Raw genomic sequence first — 15,228 nt, 5'->3', positions numbered from 1 at the left:
AGGCTGGGCACACGGGCAAGGTGCGCATTGTAGCGGCCTGATGACCCTGCGGCACCTGGGCGTGATCAACGGCGCTCCGTGCTGCCGTCCAGGCCCTGCAACTCCGGGCGTGTGCCGAAGACCTGCATGACGTCGCCCAGCGACATCCACCAGTCGTCATGCCATTTCAGCACGCGCAGGCGTTTGTCGGCGGTGTTCAGCTGCCGGTAGCTGGGCAGCCCCACGCTGCTGAACAGGTGCGGCAGCAGGGTCTGGTACAGCCAGGTGCGCAGGCGGCGTGCGCGCGGGCTGGCGTCGTTCAGGCTGAGGCGCAGCAGGTTCTCCAGGTCGATCATGGCCTGGGGCGTTTCCTCGTTGCCGAACAGGATGCCTTCCGGGCGGCACAGGCGCAGCAGCGAGGCGTTCCAGTCATCCATCTCCAGTGCCTGGCAAACGGGGCCGGCGGCGAACCAGAAGTGTCCGTCGGGCGTGCGCTGGACCGTGAAGCGGATGTCTTCGAAGCTGGGGTGGAGTGGGCTGATCATGGCGCTCTCCTTGTGCACGAAACAGCGATCGGTGAAATGCGATGAAATCATGAATTTCATATAAAATACAACAGACTGTTCAATCTAGCGTGGGGGCGGAATTTAACGTCCGCGTCCATGACCGAGAAATCCGAATTCGCCCAGCGGCTGCGTAGCGCCATGCTCGCAGCTGGATATCCAGACCGCCCAGCCGTGCTCGAACGCGAGTTCAACTCGCGCTATTGGGGACGTTCGGTGACGTTTCAGGCTGTTTCGCGCTGGCTGCGTGGCGAGTCGATCCCCTCCCAGGACAAGCTGCAGGTCCTGGCCGAGTGGCTGCGTATCGAGCCGCAGGTGCTGCGCTTCGGTGAGCGGGCCGGGGTGACGGTGCGCGAGCAGCGCGGGCGCTGGGAGGACCCCAAGTTCTACCAGGAGCGCGAAGTCATCGAGACCTTTCTCGGCCTGCCTGCGCAGCAGCGCAAGGTGGTGCGTGAGGTGGTGATGGCCCTGGCCCTGGCGGCCAAGGCCAACGGCGAAGGCGAGCGTTGACGGGGCGGCGGCGTCACCGATAGAAGGCCGAGGGCGTCACGCCGAACTGCCGGCGGAACGCGGCGGCGAAGGCGCTCTGGCTGTCGTAGCCGTGCTGCAGCGCCACCTGCAGCACGGGCAGGCTGCTCAGTTCATCCAGCAGAAAGCGCATCAGGCGGCCTCACGGCTGTAGGCGCTGTCGCTGAGGCGGGCAAAGGCGGCGCAGGCGCGCCGCCGGGTCAGGCCTCAGCCCAGCAGTTCGGCAAAGGCCTTGTCCGCTTCGAGCACCTCCGGCAGCGCAGCGAACAGCGTGTCCAGCGCCACTTCCTCGAACAGCGGACCTTCCAGGCTCTGCTGCGCCTGCTCGCTGACGCCATCGAGCTCGATGGTTTCGGCGACGAGCACCGACTGCGCGACCAGCCGTGCGTACTGGCTGTCGCCGGGGGCCTGGGTCGGGCGGGCCTGGTAGGCGATGGCGTGCTGGATCAGCTCCGGCAGTTGCCAGCGGCGCGCCAGCTCGGCGCCGACTTCCGGGTAGCCGAAGCCCAGTTGCAGGTTTTCCTCGGCGGCATGGGCGGCGGCTTCGCGCTTCGGGTGGCGGTTCATGCGCCGGGCGAAGTCCGGTGCGCCGGTCTGGATCAGCAGTTCGCCGATGTTGTGCATCATGCCGCAGGTAAAGGCGGCATCGGTGTCCAGCTTGCGCTGCTTGGCCAGGCAGCGGGCGATGCTGGCCACGCGGAAGCTGCGAATCCAGAAGCCCTTGAGGTCGAAGCCGGTATCGGCCTGGAACGCACCCGTCATGGCCGAAGCCAGCACCAGCGTGCGCAGGGTGTTGAAGCCCAGGCGCATGGCGGCGTCCTCGACGCTGACCGCCTCGCGCGCACCACGAAAGCGCGGGGAGTTGGCCAGGCGCAGCACCTTGGCCGCGATCACCGGGTCCCGCTCGATGTTGCGGGCCACGCTCTCCAGGCTGGAGGAGGGGTTGTCGAACTGTTGGATGAGTTCCTGCGCGACTTTCGGAATGCTGGGCAGGGTGTGCAGCTGGTCGAAGAGGCTTTCTATATCCATGGTGGCTCCGATAGATACGGGCGCGGCGCTGGCGCTCGGTGACAAAGTGCTCTTTGAGCATAGCCGCGCCTGCGCTCGCGGCCAGTCGCGCAGCCGCTGGTTAGAGCCTTTTCGTCGTGCCGTTGGCCTCGAACAGGCACGCAGAAGCACCAGCCGGGAAGGGGGCTGGTGCTTCTGCCTACAGCCTTACTGGCGCGGCGCCGTGCTGGTCTGCGCGGCGGCGGACCACACCCGGTAACGCACCTCGACATCGGCTGGCGCGTAGATCACCAGCGGCAGCTTGCTGTTGTAGCGCACCAGTTGCGGCTCGCCGCCGACACGCACGAACGCCTGCTTGCGACTGCCGTCCGGGCAGGCCATCAGGGTGCTCATGGCCGGGCCGACCTTGCTCAGTTCGTAATAGCTGTAACCCCAGCCTTCGACGTTCTTCTCCTGCCACTGGCCGCCCAGGCGCTGCTGGTTGCAGTCCACTTCCAGGGTCTTGCCGGCGATGATCTCGACCTTGTGTTCGGCCTCGTTGGCCTGGGCCGGCAGTTCGATCACGTGGCGGTTGTAGCCGTCAGCGGCGGCAGGGTAGGGCTTGAGGGCTTCTGGCGTGGCGGCGCAGGCGCTCAGGGGCAGGGCGCAGGCGAGGGCCAGCAGGGGCAGTTTGCTTCGGGTCATGATGATTCCTTGCTGAAAGGCCTTGTGGGCCGTCCGTTATGAGGGGCCGCCAGGTCGGCGGAGCAACACTGACCATCTGAAATAGGCCAGGTTCCCCTGTTTTTCAAGCAAGGTGGGGCGAGTGGGCGGGTGCCACGCCGGGGCGCCCGCCGACAGAGGCGTGATCAGGCGAAGACGAAATATTTGCGTACGGTTTCGACCACTTCCCAGGTGCCCTTCATGCCGGGCTCGACCACGAAAATGTCGCCGGCCTTGAGGTGGATCGGCTGCATGCCGTCCGGGGTGATGATGCAGTAGCCTTCCTGGAAGTGGCAGTACTCCCACTTCACGTACTCCACGCGCCACTTGCCGGGCGTGCAGATCCAGGTGCCCATGATCTTGCTGCCGTCTTCGGAGGTGTAGGCGTTGAGGTTGACGGTATGCGGGTCGCCTTCGATGCGCTCCCATTTGCAGGCGTCGACGACGGGCATCGGCTGGGTATCGCGCAGAACGGTGATCGGTTGGTTGGCCATGGAGCGCTCCGGTGAAGGATCAAAGGGGCGTTCACCATAGAGGGCGCGGGCGGCGGTCAGTTGCCTGGGGTCGACATGAGGCTGTTCATTCGCGCAGTGCAGATGCCGTTGCGGCCCGGAAAAAGCGAAGGCCGGCGTTTCGGGCCGGCCTTGCGGTGTGGCGCATAGCATCGAGTCATACGAGGTTCTCGATCCGTTCGTGGAAGGGGTTCAGACGACGCGGTTCTCGATCAGACGGTCGGAGCCACCTTCGGCAACGCGGTTCTCGATCAGACGGTCGGAGCCACCTTCGGCAACGCGGTTCTGGATCAGGCGGTCGGAACCACCTTCGGCAACGCGGTTCTGGATCAGACGGTCGGAGCCACCTTCGGCGACGCGGTTCTCGATCAGACGATCGGAGCCACCTTCGGCGACGCGGTTCTCGATCAGACGGTCGGAGCCACCTTCGGCGACGCGGTTCTCGATCAGACGGTCGGAGCCACCTTCGGCGACGCGGTTCTCGATCAGACGGTCGGAGCCACCTTCGGCGACGCGGTTCTCGATCAGACGGTCGGAGCCACCTTCGGCGACGCGATTCTTGATCAGACGGTCGGAGCCACCTTCGGCAACGCGGTTCTCGATCAGGCGATCGGAGCCACCTTCAGCGACGCGATTCTCGATCAGGCGATCAGAACCACCTTCGGCGATACGGCTTTCGATCAGGCGGTCGGAACCCCCTTCAGCGACGGTGGGTTGCACGGAAGAGGCGGCGAATACGTTGGCGGCCAGTACGGAGAGAGCGAAGCTGAGGATGAGTTGGCGTTTCATGATGTGGTGCTCCAGGGGTGTTGTGGTTGGGTATGGAGCAGATGGTACGCATTGAAATTTTTCAGAGAACTTCATTGGCATGATGGTGAACATCGATGCCACTGATGCTTGCCGCAATGCCCGTCCCAGAGCGGTTGGAGGTGCTGCTGGCGCCGTCTGGCGAGCTTGGCTGGCGGTCCAGGCCACGGCGCTGGCGGCCGTGGCCCATGCCTCATTTGCTGAAGGTGGCGCCGCGAGTGTTCACGTACAGCGAGTAGATGGAGTGGCTGCTGGCCATGAACAGGCGGTTGCCCTGGGCGCCGCCGAAGCACAGGTTGGCGCAGCGTTCCGGCAGGTAGACGTGGCCGATGGCCTTGCCCTCGGTATTGAACACGCGCACGCCGTCCAGCTCTTCCGGCTTGCCCTTCGGTGAGCCGTTGCTGCCCCAGCCACACCAGAGGTTGCCGGCTTCGTCGCATTTGATGCCGTCCAGCGCGCCCGTGGCTCCGCCGTCGATGTGCTTGCGGCGCGCGCCCAGGCTGCCGTCGGCGTTCACCGCATAGGCCCAGACCAGGCGATTGGGCTTGGCGCGGCCCTCGACCACGTAGAGGGTCTTCTCGTCCGGGGAGAAGCACAGGCCGTTGGGGCCGGCGAGCTCGTCGATCACCCGGGTGACCTTCAGCGTCTGCCCGTCGATGCGGTACACGCCATGCGGCAGCTCGATCTGCACCTTGTGCCCTTCGTATTCGTTGCCGGCCTGGAAGGGCGGGTCGCTGAACCAGACGGAGCCGTCGCGCTTGACCACGATGTCGTTGGGCGAGTTGAAGCGCTTGCCCTCGAAGTTGTCGGCCAGCACGGTGATGCTGCCGTCGTGCTCGGTCCGGGTGATGCGCCGGCCCAGGCCCTCGTTGGTCGAGCCCTCGCAGGCGATCAGGCGGCCCTGGTTGTCGCGGGTCAGGCCGTTGGAGTAGTTCGAGGATGCGCGATAGACGCCCAGGGACTGGCTGATCTCGTCCCAGCGCATGATGCGGTTGTTGGGAATGTCACTGACCAGCAGGTAGCGGCCATCGCCCACCCATACCGGGCCTTCGGCCCAGCGCAGGCCGGTGGCGACCTTTTCCACGCTGGCATTGAACAGGCGCAGGTCGAGGAAGCTGTCGTCGAGGATCTCGACCGCCGGATCGGGATAGCGCGGGTTCAGCGGTTCCCCCGCACGGGCCAGTTGCGGCAGGAGCGTGCCCACACCGGCGGCGGCGACCGAGTAGGCGAGGGACTGCTTGAGAAAGTGGCGGCGCGAGCCGTCCGGGCGTTGTTCGTCATTCATCGTCAGGGTCCTTGTTGTTCTTGTTGATCGCGGATGCGACATCGGCAAACTTATACGATGTATGACAACTTTGAAAATGCTGTCACTCGATTTGCGCGGTCATTCCGCGCAATTCAAGTGCTGAAAGGGGATTGTCCCGTCAGGGGAATGGGGCGGTCGAATGAGGTTGTGTGATGACTTGGGTGAGATGCCGGTGCCGAGCCCATTCACCGCGTGCCCTTGCCTCACAACTGGGTGGCGAAGCTTTCCACCGCCTTGACCACACGTTGTGCGGCATCCTGGATTTCCTCGATCACCTGCCCGGCCTGGCTGGACAGTTCGAGGCCGCGCTCGGCCTGGGCCTTGCCGCGGTCGATGATCTCCACGGCGCGTTCAGCCAGTTGCTGGTTCTGCCCGACCACCGAGGTGATCTCCACGGTGGCGGCGCTGGTGCGCGAGGCCAGTTGCCGAACTTCGTCGGCCACCACGGCGAAACCACGCCCCTGGTCGCCTGCCCGCGCCGCCTCGATGGCCGCGTTCAGGGCCAGCAGGTTGGTCTGATCGGCGATGCTGCTGATGTTCTTGACGATGGAGCCGATCAGCTGGGACTGCTTGTCCAGCGCCTCGATGCCCTGAACGGCCTCCTGCATGCGCTCGGCCAGGTCGTTCATCGCGTCGAGCATCTGCTGCACCACTTCGGCGCCATTGCGTGCGCTGCTGTCGGTGCCCTTGGAGGTCTCGAAGGCGATACCGGCCGCCTGGGCCACGGCTTCCTCGCGCTGTACCTGGTCGGTGATCACCGTGGCGAACTTGACCACCTTGTACAGCCGGTCGTGGGCGTCGGTAATGGGGTTGTAGGAAGCCTCCAGCCACACGTCACGCCCGTGACTGTCCAGGCGCTTGAAACGGTCGACGACGAAGTCGCCACGACGCAGCTTGTCCCAGAACTGCGCGTACGCAGGCGAATTGACTTCGCTCGGATCGCAGAAGATGCGGTGATGCTTGCCCTGGATCTGCTGCAGGCTGTAGCCCATGGCGTCGAGGAAGCGCTGGTTGGCCGTCAGGACCTCGCCGTCGAGGTTGAACTCGATCACCGCCGTGGAGCGCTGCAGGGCCTTGATCAGGTTCTCGTGCTCGCGCGAACTCTCGATGGTGCGGGTCAGGTCGCTGGCGTGGATGGAAAAGAAACGGATGCGCCCGGCACTGTCGCGCACCGGCTGCAGGATGGAGCGCAGCCAGGCTTCCTCGCCACTGCCGCGCAGCAGGCGGATGACCCCGGCCAGGTGTTCGCCACGCTCCAGCGCCTGGCGCACACGGTGGTGAAAGTCGAGATTGCGCACGTGTTCGGGAATCAGCTTCAGCAACTGCTCGCCGCGCAACCGATCCGCCGTGTAGCCCATTTCCTTGAGGAAATTCTCGTTGGCACGTTCGATACGCCCCTGGGGGTCGAGGATCAGTACCAGCATCTCCTCTTCCAGGCTGGTGCATACCTGTTCCACGGAAGAAAGGTCTTCACGCAGTGCCTGCAACTCTTGCTTCTGTCGACCGTTGAACATGAGAGCCATCCCGCTGAACGTTGACGCCATTGTTTCGGCTGCGAATCACGGGAGTTTAGCCAGAGTTGCGCGGGTGTGAAGGCGAGCACGGGGGTTGCCCTGTCCGTGGGCTGCAGGCCGCCGTTGGCGGGCGTCCGGCACGTTGCTCGGGCGTGGCGCGAAGGGGGCGATATTTTCGTCGCCGCGACGGCTGTGGCGGCGACGCTTGGGATATGATGCGCGCCCCCGACATCCCGCTCCCTTCAGGTCATCATGTCCGGCAATGCCCTCTACACCGACCTGTCGGGTTATTACGACCTGATGTGCGCGGATATCGATTACGCGGCGCAGAGTCATTGCGTGCAGCGCCTGCAGCAACTGTTCGGCAACGGTGGCCGGCGCCATCTCGACCTGGCCTGCGGCACCGGCCCGCACGTGCGCCACTTTCTCGATGCCGGCTACGCCAGCGGCGGCCTGGACATCAACCAGCCGATGCTCGACCGTGCGGCCCTGCGCTGCCCCGAGGCGCGCTTCGTCCAGCAGGACATGTGCGCGTTCCAGGTCGACGAACCGCAGGACCTGATCACCTGCTTTCTCTACTCCATCCACTACAGCGCCAGCCTCGCGCGTCTCGAAGCCTGCATCGCCAGCGTGCATGCGGCCCTGGCCGAGGGCGGAGTGTTCTGTTTCAACGCCGTGGACAAGCAGCGCATCGACAACGCATCGTTCGTTTCCCACAGCGTCTGCCAGGCCGATGGCCGGTTCCGCTTCAGCTCCGGCTGGCATTACCGCGGCGAAGGTGAACAGCAGCTGCTGCGCTTGCGCATCGAACGCCAGCTGGGCGAGCAGAGCGAGGTCTGGGACGACGAACATCCCATGGTCGCGGTGAGCTTCGCCGAGCTGCAGGCCCTGCTGGCGCCGTACTTCGAGGTGCAGGTGCTGGAGCATGACTACCAGCGGCTGCTGCCCTGGGATGGCCACGCCGGCAACGCGCTGTTCGCCTGCAGCAAGCGCTGACGGTCACTCGGCGGGCAGGGCGTTCAGGCCGGCTCTGCGGCACGCTCGACCTGCAGTGAATGCTGCAGCTCGGTCACCAGCGCGTCGACCTTGTCCAGCGCCTGCGCGACCGATGCGGCCAGCAGTTCACCGCCGAATTCCTGGCCCTCGATAGCGATCTGGTGGACGCGGGTGATGCCGATGAAACCCAGTGCGGTGATCAGGTTGGGCTCCAGGTGGTTCATGTGCGCCATCTCGCCGCCCGCATCGAAACCGATGCCGCCCCTGGCAGTGAGGATCACCACATGGCGTGGCCGGTCGGCCAGCCTGGGGATGTAGGGATCGAGCAGGTTGCTCTCGTCGATGTCCACGGTGCGGCCGGGGCGCACCACCTGATCGATCCACGCCTTGAGCGCTGCCGGCATGCCGAAGTTGTACAGCGGCGTGCCAATCACCAGCACGTCCGCCGCGATCAGCTCGTCGACCAGGCGATCGCTTTCGGCCAGGGTGTCGCGCATCCAGGGCTCGCGCCTGGCCTCCGGGGTGAAGGAGGAGGCGATCCAGTCGTGGCTGATGATCGACGGCGGGGTCTGGCCGATGTCACGGTAGGTGATCGGGTCCTGCGGGCGGCGCGCACGCCACTGGCTGACGAAGCGCTGGCTGAGGTTACGGCTGTGCGAGCCGTGCTCGTCCTTGCCGGCAAGGCCGGGACGGGCACTGGCATCGAGGTGCAGGATGGATGTCATGTCGAGTCTCCTGATCGAATTTGAATTCATCTGTGATTAACCGCAGACTCAGGCTAATTTCAGCCCTGGTTGGCGACAAACGATCATTGTTTTGCGCTACGGATGAGGAAAATTCAGCCATGAGTCGACGCCGACTGCCTTCGCTCTCTGCCCTGCGGGCGTTCGAGGCCGCTGCCCGTCACGAGAGCGCCAAGCAGGCAGCCGAAGAGCTGTCCGTCACCGCGACGGCGATCAGCCACCAGATTCGGGCGCTGGAGGAGACCCTCGGTGTCGCCCTGTTCCTGCGCAAGCCGCGCCAGCTGGAGCTGACGGCTGCCGGACGGGAGCTGCAGCAGGTGCTGGAAAGCGCCTTCGACAGCATCGGCGCCGCAGTCGAGCGGCTCAGCGCCGTGCCGAGCCGCCAGGCCATCACCCTCAGCACCACGCCCGCGGTGGCGGTGCGCTGGCTGCTGTCCTGGGTGTGCATGCTGCGCGACGCCCACCCGGACATCGACCTGCGCATCCATGCATCGCATGAGCCGGTGGCGCTGGACGGCGTCACGGCGGATATCGCCATTCGCTATGGCGACGGGCGCTGGCCGGGGCTGGTGGCCGAGAAGCTGTTCGACAACACCTTCGTCCCGGCCTGCAGCCCCTTGCTCAACCTGCACGATGCCGCCGAGCTGCCGCGGCATTCGCTGATCCACTTCCGCAACCAGCTGGCCGTGTCATCGCCCGTCGACTGGGTGGTGTGGCAGAAGCAGGCGCAGGTTCCCGGCCTGGATGTCAGCGCCGGGCTGGTCTTCTCCGATGAGACTCATGCCGTCTCCGCTGCCGTCGGCGCCCAGGGCGTGGCGCTGATGAGCCGGCAACTGATCGAGGACGAGCTGCGCGAAGGGCGCCTGGTGCAGCCCTTCGGCCCGGTGCTGGAGGGCAAGCCGTTCTTTCTGGTCTACCCGGAAAGCCGCCGCCACGACCCGGCCATCCTCGCGGTGCGGGACTGGATCATGGCGGTGCCTGGTGGGTTGTGCTCGCTGTAGCGACGGCGCTTCAGGCCGGCAGTGGCGGGCGGGTACGCAAGGTCAGGCCGGCATGCAGCAGCAGCGTGACGAGCACCAGCGCGCCGCCGTAGAGCGTCGCGCTGGCTGGCGTTTCCTGCAGGAAGTACCAGACCCACAGCGTGCCCAGCACGCTTTCCAGCAGATAGAACAGCGCCACCTCGGCGGAAGGCAGATAGCGTGTCGCGTTGTTGATCAGCAGTGTGGCGAGCGGCATCTGCAGCATTCCCATCAGCGCCAGTGCCCAGTAGCTCGGGGCGTCCAGGTCGAAGGGCCTGGCGTTGGGCCAGGCGATCAGCGCGGCCAGCAGCCCGCCCAGGGCGATCAGCGGCATGCGCTCCAGCGCCGGGTAGCGGCGCAGCAGCGTCAGGTTGGCGCCCACGGCCGCCGACGACAGCAGGGCATAGCCATTGCCGGCCAGGTCGCTGGTGCTGAAGGCGCCGGCAAATACCAGGACTATCCCCAGTGCCGCCACGCCGATCGCCAGCCAGGTGCGCAGCGCCACCCGTTCCCCCAGAAAGCAACGGCTGAGCAGCGCCGCGAACAGCGGCGCGGTGCAGAGGATGACCACCACGTTGGCGACCTGGGTGTGGACGATCGCCAGGACGAAGAAGATCGAGGTCAACGCCAGCAGCAGGGCCGAGCCGGCGCTCGCCAGTGGCTGCGCCAGCACGCTGCTGCGCTTTCTGGCCGACAGCGAGAACACCCCCAGTGCCAGGCACATCAGCAGCCCGCGCCAGAACGCGATGCTCCAGCCATCGGCCTGGGCCAGGCGCACCAGCAGGCCATCGAAACTGAGCAGGGCGATGCCGCTGGTGACGAGCAGCAGGCCGCGTGCTGAATCCTTCATCCGTGTGTCCTCGACGTGTCGCTGGCGGGCATTCCGTTCTTGCCTGGCGCGGCCTCGATGAGGTGCATGCCAGACGCTGCGCCGATGATGGCCTCGGTGCGCCGTCAGGACCTGTCCAGAAACGCCTCGGGTGCTGCGTTTAGCGACCTGGCGGCAGCAACGGAGACGGACATTCGTCCACGCTGCCCGTCCGGCTACTGCGTGGGCTGGACGACGATGCCGCGCTGGCGGTTGTACGCCTGCCACTGCGCCAGCAACCAGCCGCCCTGACCGCTGAAACGCTCGCTCGAGCGTGTGCAGGCGCTGATCCGCTCCAGGCGGAAGTGCCGGAAGTCATTGCGCAGCTCGCACCAGGCGGCGAGCATCTGAAAACCGTCGAAATAGCCCAGGGCAATCGGCCGCAAGGTACGTTGGCTCAGCGTGCCCGCTTCGTCCGTGTAGTCGATCAGCACCTTGCATTCATCGCCAATGGCCTCACGCAGGGCGTGTGCCGTGGCGCCGTCATCGCTCGTGGAAGGGGCGGGCCCGGCAAACAGCGGGGTCTTCTCCAGCTGCGCCTGTGCCTCGGCGCCAAGCACCGCACGCAGCTTGCCCTGCACGTTCTGCGCCGCCTGGCGCAGCGCTGGGTCCGTCCGGCGCTCGACCCAGCGCAGGCCGAGCAGCAACGCCGCCAGCTCTTCCTGGGTGAACATCAGCGTTGGCAGCAGATAACCCGGCTTCAGCAGGTAGCCGATGCCCGGCTCGCCGTGAATATCGGCGCCCTGGCCCTGCAGGGTGGCGATGTCCCGGTACAGCGTGCGCAGGCTCACGCCCAGCTCAGCGGCGAGCGTCTGGCCGCTGACGGGCAGGCGGTGGCTGCGCAGGATCTGCAGGAGCTTCAACAATCGTTCGGTGCGTGTCATCGCGCCATGCTGACAGGAACTGTCAGTAGGGTCGACTAACGTGACCCTCCCATTGTCAGGAGGTCCACCATGAACCGTCCCAATCTGCTTGTCCTCTACGTCGCCGACCCACTGCGCAGCAGCGCCTTCTACCGGCAACTGCTGCAACAGGCGCCCAGCAGCGAGTTTCCCAGTTACGTGTCCTTCGCGCTGAACGACCAGCTGCACCTTGGGCTGTGGTCGGAGCAGGCGGACAATTTCCACTCCTCCGGCAGCGGCCATCGCAGCGAGTTCGGCTACCTGGTCGAGCGGGAGGCGGATGTCGAAATGCTCTACGCGCGCTGGCGGGCGCTGGGCGTGGAGATCGAGCAGCCATTGGCCCGTGCGGTGTTCGGGCCGACCTTCGTCGCGCTCGACCCGGACGGCCACCGGCTGCGCGTGTGCATGCGCGATGCCAGCTGAGCGCCGCTGTCGATGGCGTTCGGCGCCTGATGGAGCCCCGCGTCCGGCGTGGGGCAGCGCCTCAATGCAGCGCGCGTGAAGGCAGGCGCTCGTCGACCAGTCGTTGTGCTTGCAGGGCAAGGCTGTCGAGGTGCGCATCGCGTTGTTTTTCTGCCTGCTGCATGGCGCGCTGGCCGTGCTGCTTGAGCAGGTAGGCGTGAATCTGCCTGACCTCCGTGGAGGCGAACACCGGCGCCAGGTCGGCGACCGCCACCATGCCGCCGGAGCGGTAGTCGCGGCTGTTCATCAGCACCTGTGCGCCCCGGGCGGCCAGCACCTGGAGGCCCAGGGGTTCGAACAGCGGCACCTTGTCCGCCACGCAGGCCAGCTCCAGGTGCGGACGGTGCGCCAGCACACGCTGCAGCAGCGCCCGGCCGATACCCTGGCGACGGTACTCGGTCTGCACCGCCAGGTAGGCGAGGGTGCAGGCGGCAGCATCATCGGGGCTGGGCAGGTACAGGGCAAAACCCAGCACGCGGGCCGGGTCTTCATCGTCCAGGGCCAGCAGCAACTGCACCGGGCCTTCGGCTTCGCCGTTCATGGTCTGCAGGTGCAGGTGCACCTCGTAGCCGATCACGTACTGGTACAGCTGATACAGCGGGTTGCTCGGCAGCAGCGGCACCGCGCTGACATCGCCGAAGCAGTCCACCACCATCTGCAGCACCTGGCTCTTCAGGGACTCGGGCGGCGGGCTGCTGAGGTGGGAGAGGGTGAACATCGGCGCGGGGCTCCACTGGACAATGGCGTGGGTTGGGGATTGTAACCCGCAGGCAGCATCAGCCTTACGCTTGTTCAACTTCGCGCAGAAACCCCTGCAGAATCTGCCTGCTCTGCGCAAGCTCCAGCGCTTTCTGGTCGGCCATGCGCAGCTGCTCGCGCAGGACGTCGCGCAGTTCATCGCAGGGCTCGAACGCGAGTCCTTCGCCTCGCACGCATGGCAGAAACTTCAGGATGGTCGCCAGGGTCATGCCCGCCGCACCCAGCAGCCTGATGCGCTCGACGGTGCGCAATTCCGCCATGGCGTAGTCGCGATAGCCGCTGGCCGTGCGATCCGGTTTCAGCAGCCCTTCGGCTTCGTAGTAACGGAGCATGCGGATGCTGACTCCGGAGCGCCTGGAAAGCTCACCTATTCTCATCGTTCTTGCGCCTTGACCCTGACAGTGCTGTCAGGGCTGATGATAGAAGCTCGATCAATCGAGCACCATCAGGAGCACGTTCCATGCCGACCCCGTCCACTTCCTACCCATCGTTCATCGATGGTCAGCCTGTCTCTGTCTCGCGGCTCAGTCCTCTGGCTTTCGCAGGTTTCGCGCATTTCACGGCCATGCAGGTCAGAAGCGGCAGCGTCAGGGGGCTCGATCTCCATCTCAAGCGCCTGCATGACGCCTCTCTGCAGCTCTTTGGCCGGGCACCCGCCGAGGCGTTGATACGCTCGTACATTCGCTCCGCGGTCGAGCAGGGCGGCAGCGATCAGTCGCTGACCGTCACCGTTTTCTCGCTTAATGGAGAGTTCACCTCTGCGAGCATGGATGTCGAGCCGGCCGTCTTCGTGCGAACGGCGCCGCCATCCTCCGGGCCCGAGGGGCCGTTGCGCCTGAGCGCCATCGAGCACCAGAGGCCCCTGGCTGCGGTCAAGCATGTCGGTGAGGTCGGCAAGACCTACTTTCTGCATCAGGCCATACGCGAGGGCTTTGACGATGCGGCCTTCATCGACGGGCATGGCCATCTGAGCGAGGCCACGATCTGGAATCTGGTGTTCTGGGACGGCGACGCAGTGGTCTGGCCCAGGGCCGAGATACTGCAGGGCAGCATGATGGGCGTCGTTCAGCGTCAGCTCGATGCGCTCGGAATAGCGCAGCGCCAGGAGTTCATCAGCCTTGAGCGGTTGCAGGATTTCCGCGCGGCGGCCGTGATGAACTCATGGACACCGGGAATTGCCGTTAGCGCCATCGGCTCGCATACATTCGCAGTGGCACGGCCCTTCATGGCGTTGTTGCACGAAGCGTATGAGGCCGAACCTGGCGTGCTTCCCTGAAAAGAGGCCGTGCAGGCGGATTCGGTCGATGGGCTGCGGTAATCGTCTCCGGCTACGGCCGCTCACGTGGCGGTGAGCGGCGTTACTCGGCGATCTGCAGCCTGTAGGTGCGCTCGGCGCGTCGGCCGGCGCACTGCGTGCCATAGGTGAGGGCGACGAGATGAACCTCGTAGCTGCCCGGCCGGGTCGGTGTGCCGCTGATCCAGCCATGGTCGTCACGCTCCTGGTGCTCGATGCGCAGGCCCGGCGGCAGGGGCTGTGAATCGTTCACGTAGATGCCAAGCACCGGCGCCGGAGCGTCGCTGACCGCGAGCCTGACGCTGTAGGCCTCGCCCATTCGACCTGCCGGCAGGCTTTCAGGGTGCAACACCGGCCCGGTATTCAGCGCACAGCCCATGCTCATGGCGCCTTGCAGCAGCGTTTCGCAGCCTGTGAGCAGCAGCGGGATGGATGCAATCAGCAATGACTTTCGCAGCATGGGAGTCCTTTCAGCCAGATTCGGCGAGTCGCTGCTGCGGCTCGAGCAGATGGACGGCAACACTGCCGAAGGGGGCTGCTCATTCCCTCCTGTATCGTCGGCGCGCTGGCCGGCGACCCCTGCAACTTGCCTGGGGTGTGGTTGCCTGCCGCTACGACATCGAGCCGCCGAGGCGCGAGCATAAATCGAAAGCGCCTGGGTGAACATGAATCCGTTCCCTTTGCGGGCAGGCCGCTCGGGTAAGATTGCGGCGCACCGACCCCGTCTGCAGAAGAGCCTTATGCCATCGCCGAAACGAAAATACTCAGCTGTGGAGCGCGAGCTGATCCGCACCCTGACCGACGCCTGCGAAACGGCGAAAAGCGAGATCCTCGGCTTCCAGTGGCTGACCCATGATGTGGACTACGCGCAGTTTCCGCAGAGCCTTGTGGTGACCTGGGTGTTCGATAGCGAGGCGAGCCGGGCACGGGCGCTGGCCAGTGCGGACAAGGCGAGAATGCAGGCGCTGACGCTGGCGGCTTTCGAGGAGGTGGGCATCAGCGTATCCCGCATCGACGATCACGTCGCGTTCTCGGTCGAGCGAACGGCAAGGGGCAAGCGTGGCCAAGGACATTGAAAACCCCTGCGTGTCGCTGTGCCAGCTCAACAGCGAATTGTGCGTCAGCTGTGGGCGCACGCGCGAAGAAATCCGCAAGTGGCGGGGCATGAAACGCCCCGAGAAGATGGCCTGCGTGCAGAAGGCCACGGCGCGGATGAAGGTGGTTGCCAGGAAGAAGGGTAAAAGTCAGTAGGGTGGATGACGCTTT

Annotated in this window: 18 protein-coding genes and 4 pseudogenes; 7 read left to right on the top strand and 15 right to left on the bottom strand. The window is 65.5% G+C overall.

The window, feature by feature from the left end; all coding sequences use genetic code 11:
- Window positions 1-65: 65 nt before the first annotated feature.
- Complete coding sequence (locus tag FIV02_RS17125) at window positions 66-524, bottom strand: Bro-N domain-containing protein (RefSeq protein ID WP_152489292.1); 459 nt, start codon at window positions 522-524, stop codon at window positions 66-68.
- A gap of 117 nt (window positions 525-641) precedes the next feature.
- On the opposite strand from FIV02_RS17125, the gene FIV02_RS17120 reads away from it, so the two are divergent.
- The gene (locus FIV02_RS17120; RefSeq protein WP_037056173.1) at window positions 642-1,052 is read left to right on the top strand and encodes a transcriptional regulator; all 411 of its coding nucleotides are present in this window, start codon (window positions 642-644) and stop codon (window positions 1,050-1,052) included.
- A gap of 13 nt (window positions 1,053-1,065) precedes the next feature.
- Here the strand turns inward: FIV02_RS17120 and FIV02_RS17115 are convergent.
- The 8 genes and pseudogenes from FIV02_RS17115 to FIV02_RS25345 form a co-directional block, all read right to left on the bottom strand.
- Window positions 1,066-1,170, bottom strand: a pseudogene (locus tag FIV02_RS17115) (helix-turn-helix domain-containing protein); the annotation flags it as partial.
- A gap of 107 nt (window positions 1,171-1,277) precedes the next feature.
- Entirely contained in the window at window positions 1,278-2,099 is an 822-nt protein-coding gene (locus FIV02_RS17110; RefSeq protein ID WP_037056180.1) for an HDOD domain-containing protein, read from the bottom strand.
- 186 nt (window positions 2,100-2,285) lie between these two features.
- Complete coding sequence (eco, locus tag FIV02_RS17105; protein ID WP_037056183.1) at window positions 2,286-2,762, bottom strand: serine protease inhibitor ecotin; 477 nt, start codon at window positions 2,760-2,762, stop codon at window positions 2,286-2,288.
- A 164-nt stretch (window positions 2,763-2,926) separates the two neighbouring features.
- Entirely contained in the window at window positions 2,927-3,274 is a 348-nt protein-coding gene (locus FIV02_RS17100; protein ID WP_037056186.1) for a cupin domain-containing protein, read from the bottom strand.
- A gap of 369 nt (window positions 3,275-3,643) precedes the next feature.
- Window positions 3,644-4,081, bottom strand: a pseudogene (locus tag FIV02_RS17095) (phage infection protein); the annotation flags it as partial.
- Window positions 4,082-4,292: 211 nt separating this feature from the next.
- Window positions 4,293-5,384, bottom strand: coding sequence for an SMP-30/gluconolactonase/LRE family protein (locus FIV02_RS17090; RefSeq protein WP_047586879.1), 1,092 nt, complete (start codon window positions 5,382-5,384; stop codon window positions 4,293-4,295).
- A gap of 224 nt (window positions 5,385-5,608) precedes the next feature.
- Window positions 5,609-6,037, bottom strand: a pseudogene (locus FIV02_RS25350) (methyl-accepting chemotaxis protein); the annotation flags it as partial.
- A gap of 153 nt (window positions 6,038-6,190) precedes the next feature.
- Window positions 6,191-6,829: pseudogene (locus FIV02_RS25345) on the bottom strand (PAS domain-containing protein); the annotation flags it as partial.
- 342 nt (window positions 6,830-7,171) lie between these two features.
- On the opposite strand from FIV02_RS25345, the gene FIV02_RS17080 reads away from it, so the two are divergent.
- Window positions 7,172-7,915, top strand: coding sequence for a class I SAM-dependent methyltransferase (locus FIV02_RS17080; RefSeq protein ID WP_152489290.1), 744 nt, complete (start codon window positions 7,172-7,174; stop codon window positions 7,913-7,915).
- Window positions 7,916-7,938: 23 nt separating this feature from the next.
- Here the strand turns inward: FIV02_RS17080 and FIV02_RS17075 are convergent, their stop codons facing one another.
- Window positions 7,939-8,640, bottom strand: a complete 702-nt coding sequence (locus FIV02_RS17075) for an FMN-dependent NADH-azoreductase (RefSeq protein WP_152489289.1) — start codon at window positions 8,638-8,640, stop codon at window positions 7,939-7,941.
- Between the two features lie 119 nt (window positions 8,641-8,759).
- Between FIV02_RS17075 and FIV02_RS17070 the strand changes: the two genes are divergently transcribed.
- Complete coding sequence (locus tag FIV02_RS17070; RefSeq protein WP_037057331.1) at window positions 8,760-9,659, top strand: LysR substrate-binding domain-containing protein; 900 nt, start codon at window positions 8,760-8,762, stop codon at window positions 9,657-9,659.
- Window positions 9,660-9,669: 10 nt separating this feature from the next.
- Here the strand turns inward: FIV02_RS17070 and FIV02_RS17065 are convergent, their stop codons facing one another.
- Both FIV02_RS17065 and FIV02_RS17060 read right to left on the bottom strand, forming a co-directional pair.
- Window positions 9,670-10,527: a DMT family transporter gene (locus FIV02_RS17065; protein WP_152489288.1), complete on the bottom strand. Its 858-nt coding sequence runs from the start codon at window positions 10,525-10,527 to the stop codon at window positions 9,670-9,672.
- Window positions 10,528-10,721: 194 nt separating this feature from the next.
- A complete protein-coding gene (locus FIV02_RS17060; RefSeq protein ID WP_152489287.1) occupies window positions 10,722-11,429 on the bottom strand; it encodes a YafY family protein in 708 nt (235 codons plus the stop codon).
- A 69-nt stretch (window positions 11,430-11,498) separates the two neighbouring features.
- On the opposite strand from FIV02_RS17060, the gene FIV02_RS17055 reads away from it, so the two are divergent.
- On the top strand, window positions 11,499-11,870 hold the full coding sequence (locus FIV02_RS17055; protein WP_152489286.1) for a VOC family protein: 372 nt from the start codon (window positions 11,499-11,501) through the stop codon (window positions 11,868-11,870).
- Window positions 11,871-11,931: 61 nt separating this feature from the next.
- On the opposite strand, the gene FIV02_RS17050 is transcribed toward FIV02_RS17055, so the two are convergent.
- Together FIV02_RS17050 and FIV02_RS17045 are read right to left on the bottom strand one after the other, a co-directional pair.
- A complete protein-coding gene (locus FIV02_RS17050) occupies window positions 11,932-12,627 on the bottom strand; it encodes a GNAT family N-acetyltransferase (protein ID WP_152489285.1) in 696 nt (231 codons plus the stop codon).
- Window positions 12,628-12,691: 64 nt separating this feature from the next.
- Entirely contained in the window at window positions 12,692-13,000 is a 309-nt protein-coding gene (locus tag FIV02_RS17045; RefSeq protein WP_230622725.1) for a MerR family transcriptional regulator, read from the bottom strand.
- Between the two features lie 128 nt (window positions 13,001-13,128).
- Here FIV02_RS17045 and FIV02_RS17040 point away from each other — a divergent pair, with 128 nt between their 5' ends.
- Complete coding sequence (locus FIV02_RS17040) at window positions 13,129-13,944, top strand: aminotransferase class IV family protein (RefSeq protein ID WP_152489284.1); 816 nt, start codon at window positions 13,129-13,131, stop codon at window positions 13,942-13,944.
- 82 nt (window positions 13,945-14,026) lie between these two features.
- On the opposite strand, the gene FIV02_RS17035 is transcribed toward FIV02_RS17040, so the two are convergent.
- Window positions 14,027-14,422: an Ig domain-containing protein gene (locus FIV02_RS17035; RefSeq protein WP_152489283.1), complete on the bottom strand. Its 396-nt coding sequence runs from the start codon at window positions 14,420-14,422 to the stop codon at window positions 14,027-14,029.
- Between the two features lie 280 nt (window positions 14,423-14,702).
- Between FIV02_RS17035 and FIV02_RS17030 the strand changes: the two genes are divergently transcribed.
- Together FIV02_RS17030 and FIV02_RS17025 are read left to right on the top strand one after the other, a co-directional pair.
- Window positions 14,703-15,038, top strand: a complete 336-nt coding sequence (locus FIV02_RS17030; RefSeq protein WP_152489282.1) for a hypothetical protein — start codon at window positions 14,703-14,705, stop codon at window positions 15,036-15,038.
- Window positions 15,022-15,213, top strand: a complete 192-nt coding sequence (locus FIV02_RS17025; protein ID WP_152489281.1) for a DUF1289 domain-containing protein — start codon at window positions 15,022-15,024, stop codon at window positions 15,211-15,213. The genes FIV02_RS17030 and FIV02_RS17025 overlap by 17 nt, the downstream gene beginning before the upstream one ends.
- Window positions 15,214-15,228 lie beyond the last annotated feature (15 nt).

This window comes from Pseudomonas sp. THAF187a (genome assembly GCF_009363395.1).
In the GTDB taxonomy this organism is placed as follows: Bacteria; Pseudomonadota; Gammaproteobacteria; order Pseudomonadales; family Pseudomonadaceae; genus Aquipseudomonas; species Aquipseudomonas khazarica.
The sequence above is the reverse complement of the archived record's forward strand: the minus strand, read 5'-3'. Positions and strand labels throughout refer to the sequence as shown.

Coding starts and splice junctions, on each gene's coding strand:
- FIV02_RS17125 (WP_152489292.1), bottom strand. CDS start 524: ATGATCAGCCCACTCCACCCCAGCTTCGAAGACATCCGCTTCACGGTC.
- FIV02_RS17120 (WP_037056173.1), top strand. CDS start 642: ATGACCGAGAAATCCGAATTCGCCCAGCGGCTGCGTAGCGCCATGCTC.
- FIV02_RS17110 (WP_037056180.1), bottom strand. CDS start 2,099: ATGGATATAGAAAGCCTCTTCGACCAGCTGCACACCCTGCCCAGCATT.
- eco (WP_037056183.1), bottom strand. CDS start 2,762: ATGACCCGAAGCAAACTGCCCCTGCTGGCCCTCGCCTGCGCCCTGCCC.
- FIV02_RS17100 (WP_037056186.1), bottom strand. CDS start 3,274: ATGGCCAACCAACCGATCACCGTTCTGCGCGATACCCAGCCGATGCCC.
- FIV02_RS17090 (WP_047586879.1), bottom strand. CDS start 5,384: ATGAATGACGAACAACGCCCGGACGGCTCGCGCCGCCACTTTCTCAAG.
- FIV02_RS17080 (WP_152489290.1), top strand. CDS start 7,172: ATGTCCGGCAATGCCCTCTACACCGACCTGTCGGGTTATTACGACCTG.
- FIV02_RS17075 (WP_152489289.1), bottom strand. CDS start 8,640: ATGACATCCATCCTGCACCTCGATGCCAGTGCCCGTCCCGGCCTTGCC.
- FIV02_RS17070 (WP_037057331.1), top strand. CDS start 8,760: ATGAGTCGACGCCGACTGCCTTCGCTCTCTGCCCTGCGGGCGTTCGAG.
- FIV02_RS17065 (WP_152489288.1), bottom strand. CDS start 10,527: ATGAAGGATTCAGCACGCGGCCTGCTGCTCGTCACCAGCGGCATCGCC.
- FIV02_RS17060 (WP_152489287.1), bottom strand. CDS start 11,429: ATGACACGCACCGAACGATTGTTGAAGCTCCTGCAGATCCTGCGCAGC.
- FIV02_RS17055 (WP_152489286.1), top strand. CDS start 11,499: ATGAACCGTCCCAATCTGCTTGTCCTCTACGTCGCCGACCCACTGCGC.
- FIV02_RS17050 (WP_152489285.1), bottom strand. CDS start 12,627: ATGTTCACCCTCTCCCACCTCAGCAGCCCGCCGCCCGAGTCCCTGAAG.
- FIV02_RS17045 (WP_230622725.1), bottom strand. CDS start 13,000: ATGCTCCGTTACTACGAAGCCGAAGGGCTGCTGAAACCGGATCGCACG.
- FIV02_RS17040 (WP_152489284.1), top strand. CDS start 13,129: ATGCCGACCCCGTCCACTTCCTACCCATCGTTCATCGATGGTCAGCCT.
- FIV02_RS17035 (WP_152489283.1), bottom strand. CDS start 14,422: ATGCTGCGAAAGTCATTGCTGATTGCATCCATCCCGCTGCTGCTCACA.
- FIV02_RS17030 (WP_152489282.1), top strand. CDS start 14,703: ATGCCATCGCCGAAACGAAAATACTCAGCTGTGGAGCGCGAGCTGATC.